At 51.7% G+C, this 17,054-nt stretch carries 15 protein-coding genes and 1 pseudogene; 9 read left to right on the top strand and 7 right to left on the bottom strand.

Annotated elements, in window-relative coordinates; genetic code table 11:
- Positions 1-244 precede the first annotated feature (244 nt).
- On the bottom strand, positions 245-1,159 hold the full coding sequence (locus HEP82_RS15575) for a DMT family transporter (RefSeq protein WP_192458924.1): 915 nt from the start codon (positions 1,157-1,159) through the stop codon (positions 245-247).
- Position 1,160: 1 nt separating this feature from the next.
- On the bottom strand, positions 1,161-2,303 hold the full coding sequence (locus HEP82_RS15570) for a cysteine desulfurase family protein (protein WP_192458923.1): 1,143 nt from the start codon (positions 2,301-2,303) through the stop codon (positions 1,161-1,163).
- Between the two features lie 388 nt (positions 2,304-2,691).
- On the opposite strand from HEP82_RS15570, the pseudogene HEP82_RS15565 reads away from it, so the two are divergent.
- Together HEP82_RS15565 and HEP82_RS15560 are read left to right on the top strand one after the other, a co-directional pair.
- Positions 2,692-2,802, top strand: a pseudogene (locus HEP82_RS15565) (IS3 family transposase); the annotation flags it as partial.
- Between the two features lie 97 nt (positions 2,803-2,899).
- Entirely contained in the window at positions 2,900-3,484 is a 585-nt protein-coding gene (locus HEP82_RS15560) for an RpoE-regulated lipoprotein (protein ID WP_192458926.1), read from the top strand.
- A gap of 199 nt (positions 3,485-3,683) precedes the next feature.
- Here the strand turns inward: HEP82_RS15560 and HEP82_RS15555 are convergent, their stop codons facing one another.
- A complete protein-coding gene (locus HEP82_RS15555; protein ID WP_192458922.1) occupies positions 3,684-3,971 on the bottom strand; it encodes a helix-turn-helix domain-containing protein in 288 nt (95 codons plus the stop codon).
- 366 nt (positions 3,972-4,337) lie between these two features.
- Here HEP82_RS15555 and HEP82_RS15550 point away from each other — a divergent pair, with 366 nt between their 5' ends.
- The 5 genes from HEP82_RS15550 to cysM all read left to right on the top strand — a co-directional run bounded on the left by HEP82_RS15550 (position 4,338) and on the right by cysM (position 8,885).
- A complete protein-coding gene (locus HEP82_RS15550) occupies positions 4,338-4,751 on the top strand; it encodes a GNAT family N-acetyltransferase (RefSeq protein ID WP_192458921.1) in 414 nt (137 codons plus the stop codon).
- Between the two features lie 35 nt (positions 4,752-4,786).
- On the top strand, positions 4,787-5,476 hold the full coding sequence (locus HEP82_RS15545; protein WP_192458920.1) for a helix-turn-helix transcriptional regulator: 690 nt from the start codon (positions 4,787-4,789) through the stop codon (positions 5,474-5,476).
- 14 nt (positions 5,477-5,490) lie between these two features.
- Positions 5,491-6,786, top strand: a complete 1,296-nt coding sequence (locus tag HEP82_RS15540; protein ID WP_192458919.1) for a cytosine permease — start codon at positions 5,491-5,493, stop codon at positions 6,784-6,786.
- A gap of 222 nt (positions 6,787-7,008) precedes the next feature.
- The gene (locus tag HEP82_RS15535) at positions 7,009-7,908 is read left to right on the top strand and encodes a Dyp-type peroxidase (RefSeq protein WP_192458918.1); all 900 of its coding nucleotides are present in this window, start codon (positions 7,009-7,011) and stop codon (positions 7,906-7,908) included.
- A gap of 95 nt (positions 7,909-8,003) precedes the next feature.
- Positions 8,004-8,885 carry a cysteine synthase CysM gene (cysM, locus tag HEP82_RS15530; RefSeq protein WP_192458917.1) on the top strand — a complete coding sequence of 294 codons (882 nt, stop codon included), beginning with the start codon at positions 8,004-8,006 and terminating at the stop codon, positions 8,883-8,885.
- A 42-nt stretch (positions 8,886-8,927) separates the two neighbouring features.
- Here the strand turns inward: cysM and HEP82_RS15525 are convergent, their stop codons facing one another.
- Both HEP82_RS15525 and HEP82_RS15520 read right to left on the bottom strand, forming a co-directional pair.
- Entirely contained in the window at positions 8,928-10,871 is a 1,944-nt protein-coding gene (locus tag HEP82_RS15525) for a MacB family efflux pump subunit (protein ID WP_192458916.1), read from the bottom strand.
- Positions 10,872-10,874: 3 nt separating this feature from the next.
- Positions 10,875-12,038: an efflux RND transporter periplasmic adaptor subunit gene (locus HEP82_RS15520; protein ID WP_192458925.1), complete on the bottom strand. Its 1,164-nt coding sequence runs from the start codon at positions 12,036-12,038 to the stop codon at positions 10,875-10,877.
- A gap of 233 nt (positions 12,039-12,271) precedes the next feature.
- On the opposite strand from HEP82_RS15520, the gene HEP82_RS15515 reads away from it, so the two are divergent.
- Together HEP82_RS15515 and HEP82_RS15510 are read left to right on the top strand one after the other, a co-directional pair.
- Positions 12,272-12,952 (top strand): response regulator transcription factor, encoded by a 681-nt coding sequence (locus tag HEP82_RS15515; RefSeq protein WP_192458915.1) that lies wholly within the window; start codon positions 12,272-12,274, stop codon positions 12,950-12,952.
- Between the two features lie 2 nt (positions 12,953-12,954).
- On the top strand, positions 12,955-14,397 hold the full coding sequence (locus tag HEP82_RS15510; protein WP_192458914.1) for an ATP-binding protein: 1,443 nt from the start codon (positions 12,955-12,957) through the stop codon (positions 14,395-14,397).
- Positions 14,398-14,742: 345 nt separating this feature from the next.
- Here the strand turns inward: HEP82_RS15510 and crr are convergent, their stop codons facing one another.
- Together crr and ptsI are read right to left on the bottom strand one after the other, a co-directional pair.
- Positions 14,743-15,252: a PTS glucose transporter subunit IIA gene (gene crr / locus HEP82_RS15505; protein WP_015854857.1), complete on the bottom strand. Its 510-nt coding sequence runs from the start codon at positions 15,250-15,252 to the stop codon at positions 14,743-14,745.
- 41 nt (positions 15,253-15,293) lie between these two features.
- Positions 15,294-17,021 carry a phosphoenolpyruvate-protein phosphotransferase PtsI gene (gene ptsI, locus HEP82_RS15500; RefSeq protein WP_192458913.1) on the bottom strand — a complete coding sequence of 576 codons (1,728 nt, stop codon included), beginning with the start codon at positions 17,019-17,021 and terminating at the stop codon, positions 15,294-15,296.
- Between the last annotated feature and the right edge of the window lie 33 nt (positions 17,022-17,054).

The raw sequence follows: 17,054 nt of genomic DNA, 5'->3' as shown, positions 1-17,054 counted from the left end.
GACAATGCCCATCCAGAGCTGGAATTTGACATTGTCACAGTTGGCCATTTATTTTGAAGGGCGACTAAATAACGTGATGACGCTGTAGAATTTTTAACGTGACACAGAATTCTGAACGCTCTCTGATTCGCTACGAAAAGTGATTTATCTGGCGATACAGTCGGTTCAGTCGCTTGCCGTCATCACACCACTGTAATACCACACCGGCCGGTTAATGTGTCACACCCCAACGTCATGGTCTCAATCAGTCGCTTATCGCAATATTCTTCTCTTTGCTATAGCGCTGGGTGAATGTGGTTATCATACCCGGAAGACACATGCCCAGCAGAATCAGGCCCCCGCCCAGCAAAATATTCGCCGACAACGTTTCACGCAATAGCCAGACGGCAAACAGCGCCGAGAATACGGGTTCAAGGTTGTAAATCAGAATCGCACGAGTCGGTGTGGTATAACGCTGATAACGGGTCTGAACCCAGAAGGCAATCACCGTCGAGAAGATCGCCGTAACGAAGACAGCAAGCACCAGCCTACTGTCCCACATCGCCGGTAATACGGCGTCCCACCTGGAATACTGGATAACCATGATAACGAGTGCGATGGTAGCGATCTGTAAAAACGCCAGAATCATATTGTCATGGTGCGTACTTAACTTATCGAGAGCCATGATGTGTATGGCGGTGAACACCGAGCCAATCACCACTAAAGTGTCGCCCCACTGTAGTTGCCAACCGTGAATATCCGACATTAAGTACAGGCCAACCAGACCAAATAACGTTGCAAGTGCCGCTTCAAACGATGGCAATTTACCCGCCAACGGCCCGGAAAGCAGCAGTACCCATATCACACTCAGCCCGGCAAGAAACCCCGTGTTTGAGGCTGTAGTCAGCTGTAATCCAAAAATAAGAAAAACAAACGCCGCGCCAAGCAGCAGGCCCAGCACTATACCTGCTGCCAGCGTTTTCATCGGCATATTGCGCAGCTTGTTGGCACTGAACGGCAGTAGTAGAAATGCGGAGAGCACAAAGCGCAGTCCCAATACCATCAACACCGAATGCTCATTAACCGCCTGCTTCATTGCAGGAAAACCGATGCCCCAACCTGCGGCCACACAGGCCAACCACAACTCGGCAACTCGGCGTTGGCGTATGATGTCTCTCATACTATCCTCTCAATCTCTGTGCACAGGAGATCAGTTGTTCTAACGCGGAGTCCAATGCCTCGATCTCAGTGGTATAACTAAGGCTTAACCGGATAGCGCCTTGAAGTGCCGCATCGTTCAGTCCCATGGCACACAGAACATGGCTTGGCTTTTGCTCTGCTGAATGACACGCTGAAGCACTACTGAGTGCGACCTTCATTTTGAGTTTTTTCAACAACGTGCTGGCTTTGACTCCTGGTAAAGAAAAGTTCACCGTATTAGGCAAACTTTGCTGGCGACAGCCGTTAATTCTGGTGTCGGGAATATGCGTCAGTAAACGATCAATAAAATACTGCTTCATCTTTTGCTGGTTAGCCACTCGCTGCTGATGAGAGGCAATAAACAGTTCAGCAGCCTTAGCCATTCCGGCAACGCCAGGCAGATTGACTGTACCACTGCGCAGCCCCGACTCTTGACCACCACCGTGGATGAGCGGTGAGTGACGTATCATTTCCGGGCAGGCGCAATACAATGCGCCAATACCTTTTGGGCCATGAAATTTATGCGCTGAGATGCTAACGAAATCTGGCCTGAACCGTGTTACCGAAAATGGCAGTTTGCCCACCCACTGCGCCGCATCGGTATGGAACAAAATATTATGTTGATGTGCAATAGCGCTAATGTCATCCAATGGTTGTAAAACACCGGTTTCGTTATTAGCGGCCATAATTGAAATCAAACGGGTATCAGGGCGTATCGCAGCCTGCAACGATGTCAGACAGACCTTGCCCAGATGATCGATAGGAATATAGGTAATATCAATACCGTACCGGCTGAGGTACTGACAGACATTCAGTAAGCATTTATGCTCAATAGCGCTGGTAATAACATGAACGCTACCCTGGGATGAATAGTAGTCAGCAACCGCTTTGATCACCGTATTATTAGCTTCAGAAGCGCCGGAATTGAAAGAAATATGCTGTGCATCTGCATCAATTAATTGCGCCACAACAGCCCGACATTCTTCCAGATAGTAATTAGCGCGTATGCCTTCATAATGACTGATAGAAGAAGCATTCGCGAAATATTCATCAAAATAATGAATGACGGTTGCACGGACTTCTGGTGCCATGACGGTGGTGGCACTGTTGTCCAGGTAAATCATGTTCGTTGATCCTATATATGGATTTTGTCCTAATTCATTCGAGGTTAAAGGCAAAACGTGTTTATTTTGAACAATACAGCGCGTTACTCCTTTAAAGCAATTCTCAGTAATGAACATTATAACGCGCCAAGGAAGGCACAATATTATCGGCATGATTTTGTCTAACCGGCAGTAGCGCTTGGACAGCGCTTACCGTGCCACAGGATGAAATACACGGAGTACAAAATACATCACCAGAAAACAGATGAAACAAGGGGATACGTAACCAGAAAATGACGTTCATATCACATCTAAACTCAATGAAAAGGTTGAATAATTTTATTGATACAGAAGTGAGATTTAACATTAACCGGCTTTCAGTCAATGCCCACTATCTTGTCACTGACCGATAATGCGAGCGACGGTGTTTAATTATATCGAATGCGATTACAATCGCTGTCGTCGTCACCGTGGCTGTGGTGGTCTTCGCCCTGAATGGTTTGCAGACCAGAGCCTCGCTTGGGACTGTATCCACGTTACGTGGTTAGGATCAGTTTTCGCTTGTTCGGCGTATGCCGGCGCAAGCGTGGTTTTATGTTGAGGAGTTGATTGTGAGAATGATTCGCCCATTGCTGATGGTTGCGCCGTTATTGCTGGCCGGCTGTAGCACGTTTTCTGGTTTTTCCTGGTCCAGCCTGTCGCCGTTCAATTGGTTTGGCGGCCATTTATCCGTTTCCGACAGCGGCGTTGGCGGTATCACATCGACGACAGTACTGTTGGAGCCCGAATTGAGTAAGGCGTTGAATAATGATTATCGCCTGCGCGGCGGTATGGAGTCGCATGGCGGCAAGCTGGTGGCGTTTTATGAAGCGTTGAAAGATAACAGCGTTAAGCTGGTTATCAGCGGCAGCCCCAAAGGCCAAGTCAACACCGTTGAAGTAATGGATAAGGATATCGCCAGCGCCTGGGGGGTAAGAATCGGCGATGAGTTCTCTACACTTTATACGAAGGCGTTTGAATCTTGCCGTCCTGGCGAAGGAAATGATGTACACAGCGTGGAATGCGTCGCCCCTCAGGGTAAGAATGTCAGCTATCTGTTTTCCGGTAATTGGAATGGCCCTGAAGGGCTGATGCCGTCTGACGATATTCTGAAAAGCTGGCGCGTCAGCAAAATTATCTGGCACGCACAGGCGCGCGAGTAATTCATCGGTATGACAGTATAATTGAGAGCCGGGTGCTACTTGTCCCGGTTCTTGTCCGCACTGTTGTTGCTGAATCTGTATGCCGTATCAAATCTATTGCAGCGTTTGATTCAGCCGGATGTTTTTTACCTGCCATCTGCGTAGTGTTTTCCCAGCAGGATACGGTATGGCGAATTATCGCCGTTGGTATTAATAGAATTCAGGTTGGCACCTGGGATTTATCGGCTGTATTGCGTATCAGTTTTTTACGGTCAACCAAGGTATTGGTTTGCGGATCATAATAACGACTGGGCCATATTTCTTCCGGATTAATACCTAATGCAGTGGCGATCAGGAATTCTCCTTTCGGCCAAGGGCGGTATAAGGCGTTTGCCAATGTACTGGAGCTTAATCCGGCTTCTCGTGAGACCGCTGAAAGTGATGTCCCTTTTTTCCTCAATGCAGCAATAATGTCGGCGGAGTGCCAGTCGTTTTTCCTTGTGTGCATATTATTTCTCCATTTTTATCGATTAGTTTAAATCCTCATCGAATCATTAAAGATAAACTAATTTCACTGCTAATTGATTTATTTTTAATGATTTCATTGTCTTTTTTTTTATTCTTTTCATAAAATAAAAAATGGTATTAAATTAATATGTTTTGAAGTGTCAAGAAAATACAAAAAATTGTTTTTTGTAATGTTTTCCCTGGTGCGAAGATTTTTGGTGTCTATAAATATTATTGGGGTTTTCTGTAGAGTAGCGTGATAAGTTTAAATTTAAACGAGTAAAGATTACCCTTGATTTTTGCACTGTTTTTTGATTCAAATTGTTTATTCATCTGTGAAGTGAGTGTGGATTTGAAGGAGCATAGAGTGAAACTGCATGTAACCGATAAGCCTGATGAGAAAGAGCAAGAGTATGTTATCGAGAATTTGTGGAGACATAATGAAGACTATGAGCATGTAGATATTTGTCCTCTATTTTTGAATTTTATCAATGATGATGGTCTTATTGTTGCGGGATTGGTTGCCAGAACTTGGTGGGGTGGGTTGGAGGTCCAGTATCTTTGGGTTAGTAATGAATACCGTAATACTGGATTAGGTAGTCAGTTGATGCAACAAGCGGAAAAAGAAGCGCTGACTCGGGGTTGCCATATGGCGTATGTTGATACTTTTTGTTTTCAGGCTAAAGGGTTTTATGAAAAATTAGGCTATCAGGAGTATGGCGAATTACCTGATTATGCTAATAAATATACCCGGCATTATCTGGCTAAGAGTATTATCTGATATCAGACCGAACAGTAAGGAATAGGGATAAAAGGATGAATTCGCCTTTATCAGTGAAAAGTGATTATATCGGTAATCTTATCACCCTTCTTGAAGGGTTGAACGAGCCATGGGGGATAAAAGATTTGGCTTCGCGTCATATCTATATGAACCGCGCGGCCCGCCTTTACACTGTGACCCCTAAAAAATTCGGTATTGAAGGTCGATTGGATGCAGAGTTTCCAACCAGTTGGGCTGAGTTATCTGACGATTTTATCGAGCATGATAGGCGAGCAGAAAACAGCGAGCAGCGTGTGTCCGTTATCGAAACTGATTACTGGTATGGACAGAATGAGCTAACACCGTTTGTCAGTGAAAAAATCCCTATCCTTAATAGTGATAAAAAATGTATTGGTGTAATGTGGAACGCCAAACCATTTAGTACATTGTCACCATTAATTTATATTGATCAGAAAAAACCTTCAATACTGAGAACGTCGATTAATATTGATGTATTTACTAAGTCTGAGCTTGATGTTGTCTTTCTAATGTTACGCCGATTTTCAAGTAAAGAAATTGCAAGGAAGTTTAATGTTTCACATAAAACAATAGAAAATAGAATTTACAACATGTACCAAAAAATCGGCGTTCATTCTTTGAATCAATTTGAAGAATATTGTCGAAATAGAGGATTGGAAAATTTTATACCTCACTCTCTGATTGAAAAGGGCATTTTATTTATTTAAGGAAGGATAGAAATATGGAAAACCTTGATGATTATCCGGTGAGTCGGGTGCCGACATCGGTTCGGTTGCCGTTTTTCAATGTTGCGTTGGTTCATATTGGTATGCTCACCGCGCTGGATCAGTTCATGTTGGGGGCGGTGCTGGGGCATGCGATGACGCTCGGCGATGCATTTTTGGCGATTGCCATCGGCAGTGCGATTTTTGGTGTGGTGACGCTGGGACTGGGTTATGCAGGCATGAAGGAAGGGCTATCCGGTAGTTTACTGGCGCGCTGGTGTGGTTTTGGCCGGCTCGGCGCGGTATTTATCGGCGCCATTATCGCCGTCAGCCTGCTGGGCTGGTTCGGCGTACAAAACGCGGTGTTCGCCAAATCACTGAATTTTGCCCTGGGCGATCGCTTGGGGTTCGGCTGGTCAGCGGCCCTTTCCGGTTGTGCGTTGACGCTTCTGGTCACCTTTGGTTTTAGCGCCTTGCGTTATACCGCCAGGATCGCGGTGCCGTTGTTTATCATGGTAGTAGGCTATATTTCGACCATGACGCTCACTGGGCACGCTATTACCGACTTACTGCAAACCGTGGGGGCGGGCGAGGCGATTTCGGTGAGCGCCGGGGCGACCATGGTGGTGGGGGGGTGTATTGTGGCCAGCCTGATCACGCCCGATATGACGCGTTATTCCCGTCGCGGGCGGCATGTTTTTTGGGTCACGATGCTGTCGATCATTATCGGCGAGTTCGTCGTCAATGGTCTGGCGATTTTGATTGCCAGAGCGCTGAATACGGCCGATATCGTCACCATCATGTCGCAAACGGCAGGGGGAATCGGGCTGGTTACCGTGATTTTTTCCACTTTGCGCATCAATGACATTAATCTGTACTCCTCGTCATTAGGTATCGCCAATGCCGTAGAAGGCGTCACCGGCAGAAAACTCAGCTACAAAACCATCACGTTGCTGATCGGGCTTATCGGCACCTTTTTATCGGTGATCGGCATTCTGGACCGGTTTGTGGATTTTTTGACCTTACTGGGCGTGTTTTTCCCGCCGATTATCGGGGTGATGCTGGTGGATTACTATATCTTGCGTACCAGCCGGGCGCAGTTGGACGAAAGTCGCCGACGTGGCGAACTGCCGGATGCAGATAGCACGCCATATGTCGGGTGGTCTGCGATGCTGGCAAGTCTGGCGGGAAGTGCGGTCGGATTATTCACCGCGTGGGGGATCCCGGCATTGAATTCGCTGCTGGCGGCCAGTGTGCTGTACGGGTTAATCAAGGTGGTACTCCCGCCCATGAAAGCGACGCGCGGCGAGTGATGTGCAGCAGGTGCACACATGTGTAGCCAAAACAGTCGCCCTCGCTTTGCACCTTTATTGGTAAGGTTATCCTGTTATCATCAACATCGTTTGATATCATGTGAATCTAATTGGGGCGTGGTGACCACGCCTCGTGTTTTTATTGATATCGCAGCATTGAGATAACAGCCCGGCATGGCATTGCTGAGGTGGAAAACACTGCACCGAGTGAGGACGCAAGAGATGACACAAATTCAAAGCGGTATTTTGCTGGAGCATCGCCGTTTTGCCATTTTTATGGAGGCGATGGTACAGGGTGAATTTGATGCCATCCGTCAAGGGTGCCGCAAATTCTGTCAGTCGTTGACCGAATTGCAGCAGCGCTTTCCCGATGCCGGTTTGGGCGCGGTCATTGCCTTTGGCTACGACGTGTGGCGTGAGCTGGATTGCGATAACAGCGCGGTCGAACTGAAACCGTTTATGCCGCTCGGCAACGGGCTGGCCCCGTCGACTCAGCGCGATATGCTGATTCATATCCAATCCTTGCGGCATGATGTGAACTTTTCACTGGCGCAGGCATTGCTGGCCGCGTTCGGCAATACCATCAACATCGAAGAGGAAACTCACGGTTTCCGTTGGGTGGAAGATCGCGACCTGAGCGGTTTCGTCGACGGCACGGAAAACCCGCAGGGCGACGCCCGCCGCGACGTCGCGATAATCCCGGACTCCCAACCAGGCGCGGGCGGCAGCTACGTATTCGTGCAGCGTTGGGAGCATAACCTGCGTCAGCTGCAACGTATGAGTGTGGAACAGCAGGAACAGATGATTGGTCGAACCAAGCAGGATAATGAAGAGTTGTCGTCTGAGCAGCGCCCGGTGACATCGCATTTAAGCCGGGTCGATCTGAAAGAAGACGGCAAAGGGCTGAAGATTTTGCGCCAGAGCCTGCCGTATGGCACCGCCAGCGGTAAACACGGGTTGTATTTCGTCGCCTACTGCGCCCGCCTGCATAATATCGAGCAGCAACTGATGAGTATGTTCGGCGATCGCGACGGCAAGCGCGACGACATGTTGCGTTTTACCCGCGCGGTGAGCGGCAGCTATTTCTTTGCCCCTTCTCTTGACCGTTTATTGTCGCTATAACATCACCTTACTTTGATGAGTTTCGACAGGCACTGCGTTGGCGGTGCCTGTTTTTTGGCGTCAGGCGCGTTTGCCGTTGGTGCCGGGGAGGTTGAGTGACCACGCTTGAACAATGTGTTGGCAATACGCCGCTGGTGAAATTACAGCGGCTGACGGCGGCGAACGGCGGCGAAGTCTGGCTGAAGCTGGAAGGAAACAACCCGGCGGGGTCGGTGAAGGATCGCGCTGCGTTGTCCATGATTCAGCAGGCGGAACGACGCGGGGAGATTGCAACGGGCGATACCCTGATCGAAGCAACCAGCGGCAATACCGGGATTGCGCTGGCTATGGTGGCGGCCATGAAAGGGTATCGCCTGCGGTTGCTGATGCCGGAAAACATGAGCATGGAGCGCCAGGCCGCCATGCGTGCCTACGGCGCTGATCTGATACTGGTCAGTCGGCAGCTCGGTATGGAGGGGGCGCGTGACATGGCTCGGCACATGGCGGAGGCGGGCGAGGGCAAACTGCTGGATCAGTTCAATAATCCCGATAATCCTTTGGCGCATTTTACCTCTACCGGCCCGGAAATCTGGCGTCAGACCGCAGGGCGTATCACCCATTTTGTCTCCAGTATGGGGACGACGGGCACCATTACCGGTGTCAGCCGTTATCTGAAAAGCCAGCGGGAAAGTATCTGTACCGTTGGGCTACAGCCTCAGGAAGGTAGCCATATTCCGGGGATTCGTCGCTGGTCGCCGGAGTACATGCCCGGTATTTTCCAGCCGCAGTTGGTGGACTGTATTCTGGATATCTCCCAGCAGGAGGCGGAAGACACCATGCGGTCACTGGCGACGGTCGAGGGCATTTTCTGCGGCGTCAGCTCCGGCGGCGCGGTGGCGGGCGCGTTGCGCGTTGCGGCACAGGCGCCTGACAGCCTGGTGGTGACGGTGATTTGCGATCGCGGCGACCGTTATCTTTCCACCGGCGTTTTCGGCTGATATCCGGCCGCACGCCGCATCACGGCAAGCCTGTTTTTACGATTATTCCCGCTCCAGCGCGTGGATCGGTTGCAACTGCGCGGCACGTCGAGCCGGGAAAAAGCCGAATATCACGCCAATCAGGCTGGAACACACAAACGCCACCACCATCGACGTGGCCGAATAGATCATGGTGACGCTGCTCAGATGGCTGGCGACGGTGCCGGCCAGTAACGCCAGGATCACGCCGATCAACCCGCCGCACAGGCATACCAGCACTGCCTCAATCAAAAACTGTTGCATGATATCGCCGGTTCTGGCCCCGACCGCCATTCGCACGCCAATCTCTCGGGTGCGCTCTGTCACCGATACCAGCATGATGTTCATGACGCCAATCCCACCGACAATCAACGAAATCAGCGCGATGGCGGAAACCAGTAGCGTCATGGTGGCGGTCGTCTTCTGAATGGTTTGCCGGATACTGTCGGTGTTCATGACGAAGAAGTCCTGGCTACCGTGTTGACGGGTCAGCACCTGGGTAATGCCTTGTTCCGCCACGCTCAGATCCACATTGTCCTTGACCCGCACAGTAATACTACGCAGGTAAGATTGGCCGACCATCCTGCGCATTACCGTGGTGTAAGGCAGCCAGATGTTGAGATTCTCATCGCTGCCGAACCCCGATTGGAGCTTGGTGGCTACGCCGATGATGCGACAGGGCAACGTGCCGAGGAAAATCACCTGTCCCAGCGGGTTTTCGCCATGCGGGAACAGCCTGTCGCGAGTGTTTTGATCGATGACCGCTTCCTGCGCCAGACGCTCGACGCTCAGCGCAGTAAAACCGTTGCCGGCCGTCAGTGTGTAACCGCGCACGGTAAAAAACTGTTCGCCGACGCCGTTGACGCTGGCGGATACCGCTTTGTTGGCGTAGCGCAGCGTGATTGAGGTCGACACCGTTGGGGTAACGCTGTGGATATAGGGTTGCTGTTCCAGCGGCCGCAGATCGTTGATGCGCAAGGTCTGGATTGCACCGGAACGCATATCGCCGAATCCTTTGCCGGGGAAGATCTCCAGCGTACTGGTTCCCATGGCGTTGATATGTTCCAACACCTGTTGCTGGGAGCCTTTGCCCAGCGCCACGACCGATACCACCGAAGCGATGCCGATAATGATCCCCAACATGGTGAGGAAGGTACGCATCCGTTGGGCGTTCATGGCCCGCAACGCCATCTTGAAGGCGTTTTGCAGGCGATCGTACCAACCGGTGAGCGGCCTGTTGGTGGCGGCGGAGGGGGGACGTAATGTGGCGTGAGAATCGCTGTCCAGCCGGCGATCGGCGATGATTTCTCCATCGCAGATTTCGATAATGCGCTCGGCCATCTGAGCGATACGCATATCGTGGGTCACGATAATGATGGTGTGGCCTTGCTGGTGCAGTTCCCGGAGGATCGACAACACGTCCTGGCCGCTGGCGCTGTCCAGCGCGCCGGTGGGTTCGTCCGCCAGAATCACCTGCCCGCCGTTCATCAGCGCGCGGGCGATGCTGACCCGTTGCTGTTGACCGCCGGAAAGTTGGTTGGGCGAGTTGCCAAGCTTATCCGACAACCCCAGGCGAGTGAGCAGAGCGCCGGCGCGTTGTTGGCGTTCATGACGCGCGACGCCGGCATAAATGGCCGGGATCTCGACGTTGTCGCGCACGCTTAGGTCGTTAAGCAGGTGATAACGCTGAAAAATGAAGCCGAAGTGCTCGCGCCGTAATGCCGCTAGCCGATCGCTGTCCAGCGTCAGCACCGAGGTGCCCGCCACCTGATAATCGCCGGCGGTCGGTTTGTCGAGACAACCGAGGATGTTCATCAAGGTGGATTTACCCGAACCTGACGCCCCAACGATAGCCACCATCTCGCCGTTCTGGATCGTTAGGTTGATGTCTTTCAGTACATCAACCCGTTGTTCGCCATTCTGGAAGCTGCGATGCAGCTGGCGTAGTTGCAGCAGAGGTTCACTCATGGGTCAGAATCCCATTGGCGGTGCCGGTGGTTGGGAGGAGGTGGTGGCCGAGCCGCTTTGCTGGCTGATGATGACCTGTTCGCCAGCCTTCGCGCCAGAGAGAATTTGAATGTAAGCATTGTCGCTGATGCCGGTGACGACTTCCCGCTGTTCCACCCGCTGCTGCGGAGTGACGACTTGCACGAAGGTTTTGCCCTGACGGTTAATCAACGCGCTGACGGGAACCACGGCGACCTGCCTGGCGGACGATAACAGAATATAGACCTGCGCCGTCATCGAGATGCGCAGTGTTTCGTCGGGGTTCTCCACGTCGAACAGGCCGTTATAGTAAATCGCGGTGCTGGATGAACTGCTGGAGCCGGATCCAGAACTGCTGGTGCTGCTGGATGTGCTGCTGCTGCTCGAACTTTCGCTGCTGATGGATTCGGGAGCGGGTTCGATAGCACGCAGCGTCGCTTGATAACGTTTATGCGGGTTGCCCAAAATAGTAAACCAGACCGGCATACCGGGCCGAACGTTGATGACGTCGGCTTCTGAAATCTTGGCTTCGATGGTCATGGTGCTCAAATTGGCCACCTTGGCGATGGTGGGCGCGCTCTGTACCGCATTGACCGTCTGGCCTTGTTCTACCGGCAGCGCCACGATAGTGCCGTCTATCGGTGAGACAATTTTGGTGTAACCCAGATTGACCTGCGCGGTATTCACCGCGATTTTCGCCTGGATGATTTGTGCATCCAGCGCCGCAATCTCCGCCTGCGTGGTATCCAGCGTCGCTTTGGCGCTATCGTAATCCGCCTGTGCGCCTACGCCTTTTTGCATCAGCATCTGCTGGCGTTGCCAACCGAGCTGATTGTTGCGCTGGGTGGCGAGTTTGGCTATCCGCTGTGCCTGAATGTTTTGTAGCGCGGCCTCGCTGTCCTTGAGGGTATTCTGTTGGGTCAGATCATCAATTTCAGCCAGCAACTGTCCCTTTTGGACGCGATCCCCTAACGATACAGGCAATACTTTGATCTGGCCGGACACCTGCGCGCCGACACTGACCAGCTTTTTGGCGTTGACAGTACCGTCCGCCAGCACGGTTTGCTCCAGATCGCGGAGTTCAATCGGGGTGGTGATATAGTTCACGGGCGGCGCAGGGCGAAACAGGAAAAAGGCTACAGCCAGCATCAAGAGTAAAAGGCAGGCCGATAGCCACAGTTTTCGGCTGGAGTGTAAGCGGGATGTGCTCAAAACTGACGTGTCCTTACTGGTGAAATCCGGAAACAGCTTACTGTACCCGCCGTGCTGCACAGAAGAGGTAATCTTTTTTTCAGTGAAAGGTAAGGATTCCGTAAATGGGGCTGCGCGTAAAAAGCATTGCCTTGAGAATAGACTCGGTGAAAAACGCACGGGAATAGGGTATGAAAATTTTACTGGTAGATGATGATGCTGAATTGGGCAATATGCTGTGTGAATACCTGACGGCGGAAGGGTTCAGTACCTCGCAGGTGATGACTGGCAGGGAAGGGGTGGACGGCGCCATGTCCGATCAGTATACCGCCATGATTCTGGATATCATGCTGCCGGATATGAGTGGTATCGATGTCCTGCGGCAGGTTCGTCGCGACCGGCAGATACCCGTCATTATGCTGACGGCGAAAGGCGACAACATCGACCGGGTTATCGGGTTGGAGATGGGGGCGGATGATTATGTACCTAAGCCTTGCTATCCCCGCGAGCTGGTCGCCCGTTTGCGTGCCGTGCTACGTCGCTACGAAGATCGCCCGGAGTCGTCGGCGGACGTGAGTACCGTCAGTTATGGCGATCTGGTCATCAACCCATCTACCCGCAGCAGCGAATGGTGCGGCAAGGCGTTTGATCTGACGGCGTCCGAGTTTAACTTGCTGGAGCTGTTGATGCGTTCTTCCGAGCGAGTCGTGACCAAGGATGAGTTGTCCGAGAAATGTCTTGGTCGCCGCCGTGAGGCCTACGATCGCAGCGTAGATGTCCACATCAGTAATATCCGCCAGAAACTCGCGCTTTTGGATGGGTGCACTTTGACCATTGAAACCGTGCGCAGCGTCGGCTATCGGATTCGTTGATCATGCATGGCAGGTTGTTCTGGAAAATTTTACTGGGATTATGGCTGACCTTTTTCCTGATTTCCCAATTGCTGTGGGTCGGATTCTCGTTTTACGGTGAACGCGATGGCAACCAGCCGCCGGAGGTGCGGCTGGGACGCCAGGTTATTGCGTTGCAGCTTTCGCTGGCCGTTCAGGCGCTGCATAGCGGTGGGATGGCAGCGTTGTCTGAAGAGATGTCGTCCTGGCCGGAAGCATCCCGGCGTTATATCAGCATCTTTCCGATGGATGAGGATGAGGATTTTTATGCCCCAGAGGCGCCGGAACACGATTTGCTGATGGCGCCGATGCCGCCACCGGGCGGCGAGCCGGGCGCGATGGGCGATCGACCGCCGCCGGGTAATGCGCCCGCCAGGAACGATGGTCTGTCGGATACCGCAACTACGCAGGTGGTGCAGCTTGCAGATGGCCAGCGTTATCTGGTGCGCTTTAATGTCGATCGCTGGCGTCACGACTTGATGCCTGAACGGGGCGCCGCACCAGTGCCGTTTTTTCTGCATCTTCCACCGCCGATGATTTGGCTTGGCGGGCTTGGCGGCTTACTGTTCAGTTGGCTAATGGCCTGGAACCTGACCCGGCCGCTTAGCCAATTGCGTGGTGGGTTCGATCGTGTTTCTCAGGGGGACTTGTCGGTACGGTTATTTCCCGCTATGCGGCGCCGCCATGATGAAATCAGCGACGTTGCCCGGGATTTCGACGCTATGGCCGGGCGGTTGGCGGTATTGGTTGATGCCAGAGAACAATTGTTGCATGACGTATCGCACGAATTACGTTCGCCGCTGGCGCGCTTGCAATTGGCCATTGGGCTGGCGCGCCAGAATCAGGACAACGTAGAAAATTCGCTGCAACGCATCGAACGGGAAGCCGAGCGGATGGATAAGATGATCGGCGAATTGTTGACGTTGTCGCGGGCGGAAAATGCCGCAGGGAATAACGAAGAGTATTTCGATTTGCTTGGACTGGTGAATGCGGTGGTGAACGACGCACGGTATGAAGCGCAGGTTCCCGGCGTACACATCGTGCTTAGTACCGGCGAATATGACGATTATACCGTTAAAGGCGCTGCCGAGCTGATACGGCGGGCATTGGACAATATCGTCAGAAACGCGCTGCGGTTTTCCGGACAGGGGATGCAGGTATCGGTTATGTTGTCCCGCAGTGAGCATGAATGGACGATTGGCGTGGCGGATCAAGGACCCGGCGTCGAAGAAAGCAAGCTCTCCAGCATTTTCGATCCCTTCATGCGTATTGATTCGCCTCAGTCCGGCAAAGGCTACGGCTTGGGGTTAGCGATCGCCCGCAAGGCTGTGTTGGCCCACGGCGGCAGAATTGAGGCGGAGAATCGTGAATCAGGCGGTTTGCTGATTCGCATTTGCCTGCCCATTTGGCAATCCCTTGATAATTGATGGGTTATGATTGAGGGTTGGCTATACGTAGGCGAACCGAAGTCCATAGCGGCGGGCCACAGTGTTTGGGGGATAGCGGTATCTTGAACGTATCCGTGTATGACGCCAGACCATGCTGCCTGGCATTAGCCTCCGCAGGTGGTGATCACGCTCTGTTGATTATCAGCACAATGGATGAGCATCCCTACACTGAGAACTGAGAACTGAGAACTGAGAACTGAGAACTGAGAACTGAGAACTGAGAACTGAGAACTGAGAACTGAGATAGCTTTCCATTCGCCAAAAAAACGCCGCCCCGGCATAAGCAGGGGCGGCGTCTGTGAACGTATTTCGCGGCGCTAACCGTTATTTCTTGATGCGGATAACCGGTGTTTCACCTACCACAACAGTACCGCTCAGCTTGGTCAACTCCTTGATTTCATCCATATTGGAAATGACTACAGGAGTCAGAGTCGATTTAGCTTTTTCTTCCAACAACGGCAGATCAAATTCAATCACGACGTCGCCTGTTTTGACGCGCTGGCCTTCTTCCGCAATGCGTTTAAAACCTTCGCCTTTTAGTTCAACCGTATCAATACCGAAGTGAACGAAAAGTTCGATACCACTGTCTGATTCGATGGAAAAAGCATGATTGGTTTCGAAAATTTTACCGATAGTGCCATCTACCGGCGCTACCATTTTGTTGCCGGTCGGTTTGATGGCAATGCCATCCCCCACGATTTTCTCGGCAAAAACTACGTCAGGCACATCTTCAATATTGACGATTTCACCTGACAACGGTGCAATGATTTCAATGCTGCCGGTGCTTTTTTTGTCATCAGAAACCAGAGATTTCAGCTTATCGAACAAACCCATGATTCTCTCCTAAGCATTAATATTGGGCCAGCATAGCGGTATCAGCAAAGTGTCTTTTCTTTAATGAACCGGCTTACCAGACTGCTCAACTCTTCTGCTGTCGGCTGAGCTAACGCCTGTTCCGCCAGCGCTTTCGCATCTTCGTAATTAGCATTACGGATAATTTTCTTGATGCGAGGAATCGAGATCGCACTCATGCTGAATTCATCCAGCCCCATCCCCAACAGCAGTAGTGTAGCACGTTCGTCGCCAGCAAGCTCACCGCACATACCGGTCCACTTACCTTCCGCGTGAGAAGCGTCGATTACCTGCTTGATTAGGGTCAATACCGCCGGGGACATCGGGTTGTAGAGATGGGAAATCAGCTCGTTACCGCGATCCACCGCCAGAGTATACTGGGTCAGGTCGTTTGTCCCAATACTAAAGAAATCAACTTCCTTCGCCAAATGATGAGCGATAGCCGCGGCCGCCGGCGTTTCCACCATGACGCCCACTTCGATCGTTTCATCAAAAGTTTTGTTTTCCGCACGTAACTGGGCTTTGAGCATCTCCAGTTCCGCTTTCAGGGTACGCACTTCTTCCACGGAGATGATCATCGGGAACATGATGCGTAGTTTGCCAAACGCAGACGCACGCAGGATAGCGCGCAGCTGAGAATGAAGAATTTCTTTACGGTCCAAACAGATGCGGATTGCACGCCAGCCAAGGAATGGATTCTCTTCCTTCGGCAGATCCATGTACGGCAGATCTTTGTCACCACCGATATCCATGGTACGAACAATGACAGCTTGCGCGCCCATGGCTTCTGCTACGGCTTTGTAGGCATGGAACTGCTCTTCTTCCGTCGGCAATGCATCGCGATCCATAAACAGGAATTCGGTGCGGTACAGACCGACGCCCTCAGCGCCGTTACGTTCGGCGCCAGCGATATCGCGCACGGTGCCTATATTGGCGCAAACCTCAACCTGATGGCCGTCCAGCGTGATGGCTGGCAGATCTTTCAGTTTGGCGAGTTCATACTTCTCGGTGTTGTATTGTTCCTGAATCGCCTTGAGCTTTTCGATAACATCTTGTTCAGGATTTTGGTAAATCTGATTGTTTACCCCGTCAATGATCAGAAAATCGCCGTTTTTGATCTTTTGGGTAGCATCGGTGGTGCCCACAATGGCCGGTAGTTCAAGCGAGCGGGCCATGATGGAAGTATGGGAAGTACGGCCGCCGATGTCAGTGATAAAACCCAGCACTTTGTTCAGGTTTAACTGCGCGGTTTCGGAAGGGGTCAGATCCTTGGCGATCAGAATCACTTCATCCTGGATGTCGCCCAGATCGACAATGTTCATGCCGAGAATATTTTTCAGTAAACGTTTACCGATATCGCGCATGTCGGCGGCGCGTTCTTTCAGGTACTCGTCATCCAACTCTTCCAGCGCTTTGGCCTGGCTTTCGATGACGGAAAACGCTGCGGAGTCGGCAGACGCATGATCGTCTTTAATCAGGGTTATGATTTCCTGCTCGAACTCTTCATCTTCCAACAGCATGATGTGCCCTTCGAAGATGGCTTCTTTTTCCGGGCCAAGCGTTTCCGCCGCTTTCTTCTTGATGGCTTCCAGCTGAAGTGATGCTTTGGCACGACCGCTCAGGAAACGTTCGATTTCCTGTTCAACCTGATCGGCAGCAATCTTTTTACGGTTAAGGATGATTTCTTCATCCTTCAGCAGCAGTGCCTTACCAAAAGCAATACCCGGTGATACTAATATGCCTGAAATCATAACCCTACCTTACTGTATTCTGATGTTCACTAA

The sequence above is a fragment of the Musicola keenii genome, assembly GCF_014855505.1.
GTDB lineage: Bacteria > Pseudomonadota > Gammaproteobacteria > Enterobacterales > Enterobacteriaceae > Musicola > Musicola paradisiaca.
The sequence above is the reverse complement of the archived record's forward strand: the minus strand, read 5'-3'. Positions and strand labels throughout refer to the sequence as shown.

What these genes read in the sequence shown, in the direction of transcription:
- HEP82_RS15540 (WP_192458919.1), top strand. Translation starts at nt 5,491, where the DNA reads ATGGAAAACCTTGATGATTATCCGGTGAGTCGGGTGCCGACATCGGTT.
- HEP82_RS15555 (WP_192458922.1), bottom strand. Translation starts at nt 3,971, where the DNA reads ATGCACACAAGGAAAAACGACTGGCACTCCGCCGACATTATTGCTGCA.
- HEP82_RS15575 (WP_192458924.1), bottom strand. Translation starts at nt 1,159, where the DNA reads ATGAGAGACATCATACGCCAACGCCGAGTTGCCGAGTTGTGGTTGGCC.
- HEP82_RS15525 (WP_192458916.1), bottom strand. Translation starts at nt 10,871, where the DNA reads ATGAGTGAACCTCTGCTGCAACTACGCCAGCTGCATCGCAGCTTCCAG.
- ptsI (WP_192458913.1), bottom strand. Translation starts at nt 17,021, where the DNA reads ATGATTTCAGGCATATTAGTATCACCGGGTATTGCTTTTGGTAAGGCA.
- HEP82_RS15520 (WP_192458925.1), bottom strand. Translation starts at nt 12,038, where the DNA reads ATGCTGGCTGTAGCCTTTTTCCTGTTTCGCCCTGCGCCGCCCGTGAAC.
- HEP82_RS15570 (WP_192458923.1), bottom strand. Translation starts at nt 2,303, where the DNA reads ATGATTTACCTGGACAACAGTGCCACCACCGTCATGGCACCAGAAGTC.
- HEP82_RS15545 (WP_192458920.1), top strand. Translation starts at nt 4,787, where the DNA reads ATGAATTCGCCTTTATCAGTGAAAAGTGATTATATCGGTAATCTTATC.
- HEP82_RS15510 (WP_192458914.1), top strand. Translation starts at nt 12,955, where the DNA reads ATGCATGGCAGGTTGTTCTGGAAAATTTTACTGGGATTATGGCTGACC.
- HEP82_RS15560 (WP_192458926.1), top strand. Translation starts at nt 2,900, where the DNA reads ATGATTCGCCCATTGCTGATGGTTGCGCCGTTATTGCTGGCCGGCTGT.
- HEP82_RS15515 (WP_192458915.1), top strand. Translation starts at nt 12,272, where the DNA reads ATGAAAATTTTACTGGTAGATGATGATGCTGAATTGGGCAATATGCTG.
- HEP82_RS15535 (WP_192458918.1), top strand. Translation starts at nt 7,009, where the DNA reads ATGACACAAATTCAAAGCGGTATTTTGCTGGAGCATCGCCGTTTTGCC.
- crr (WP_015854857.1), bottom strand. Translation starts at nt 15,252, where the DNA reads ATGGGTTTGTTCGATAAGCTGAAATCTCTGGTTTCTGATGACAAAAAA.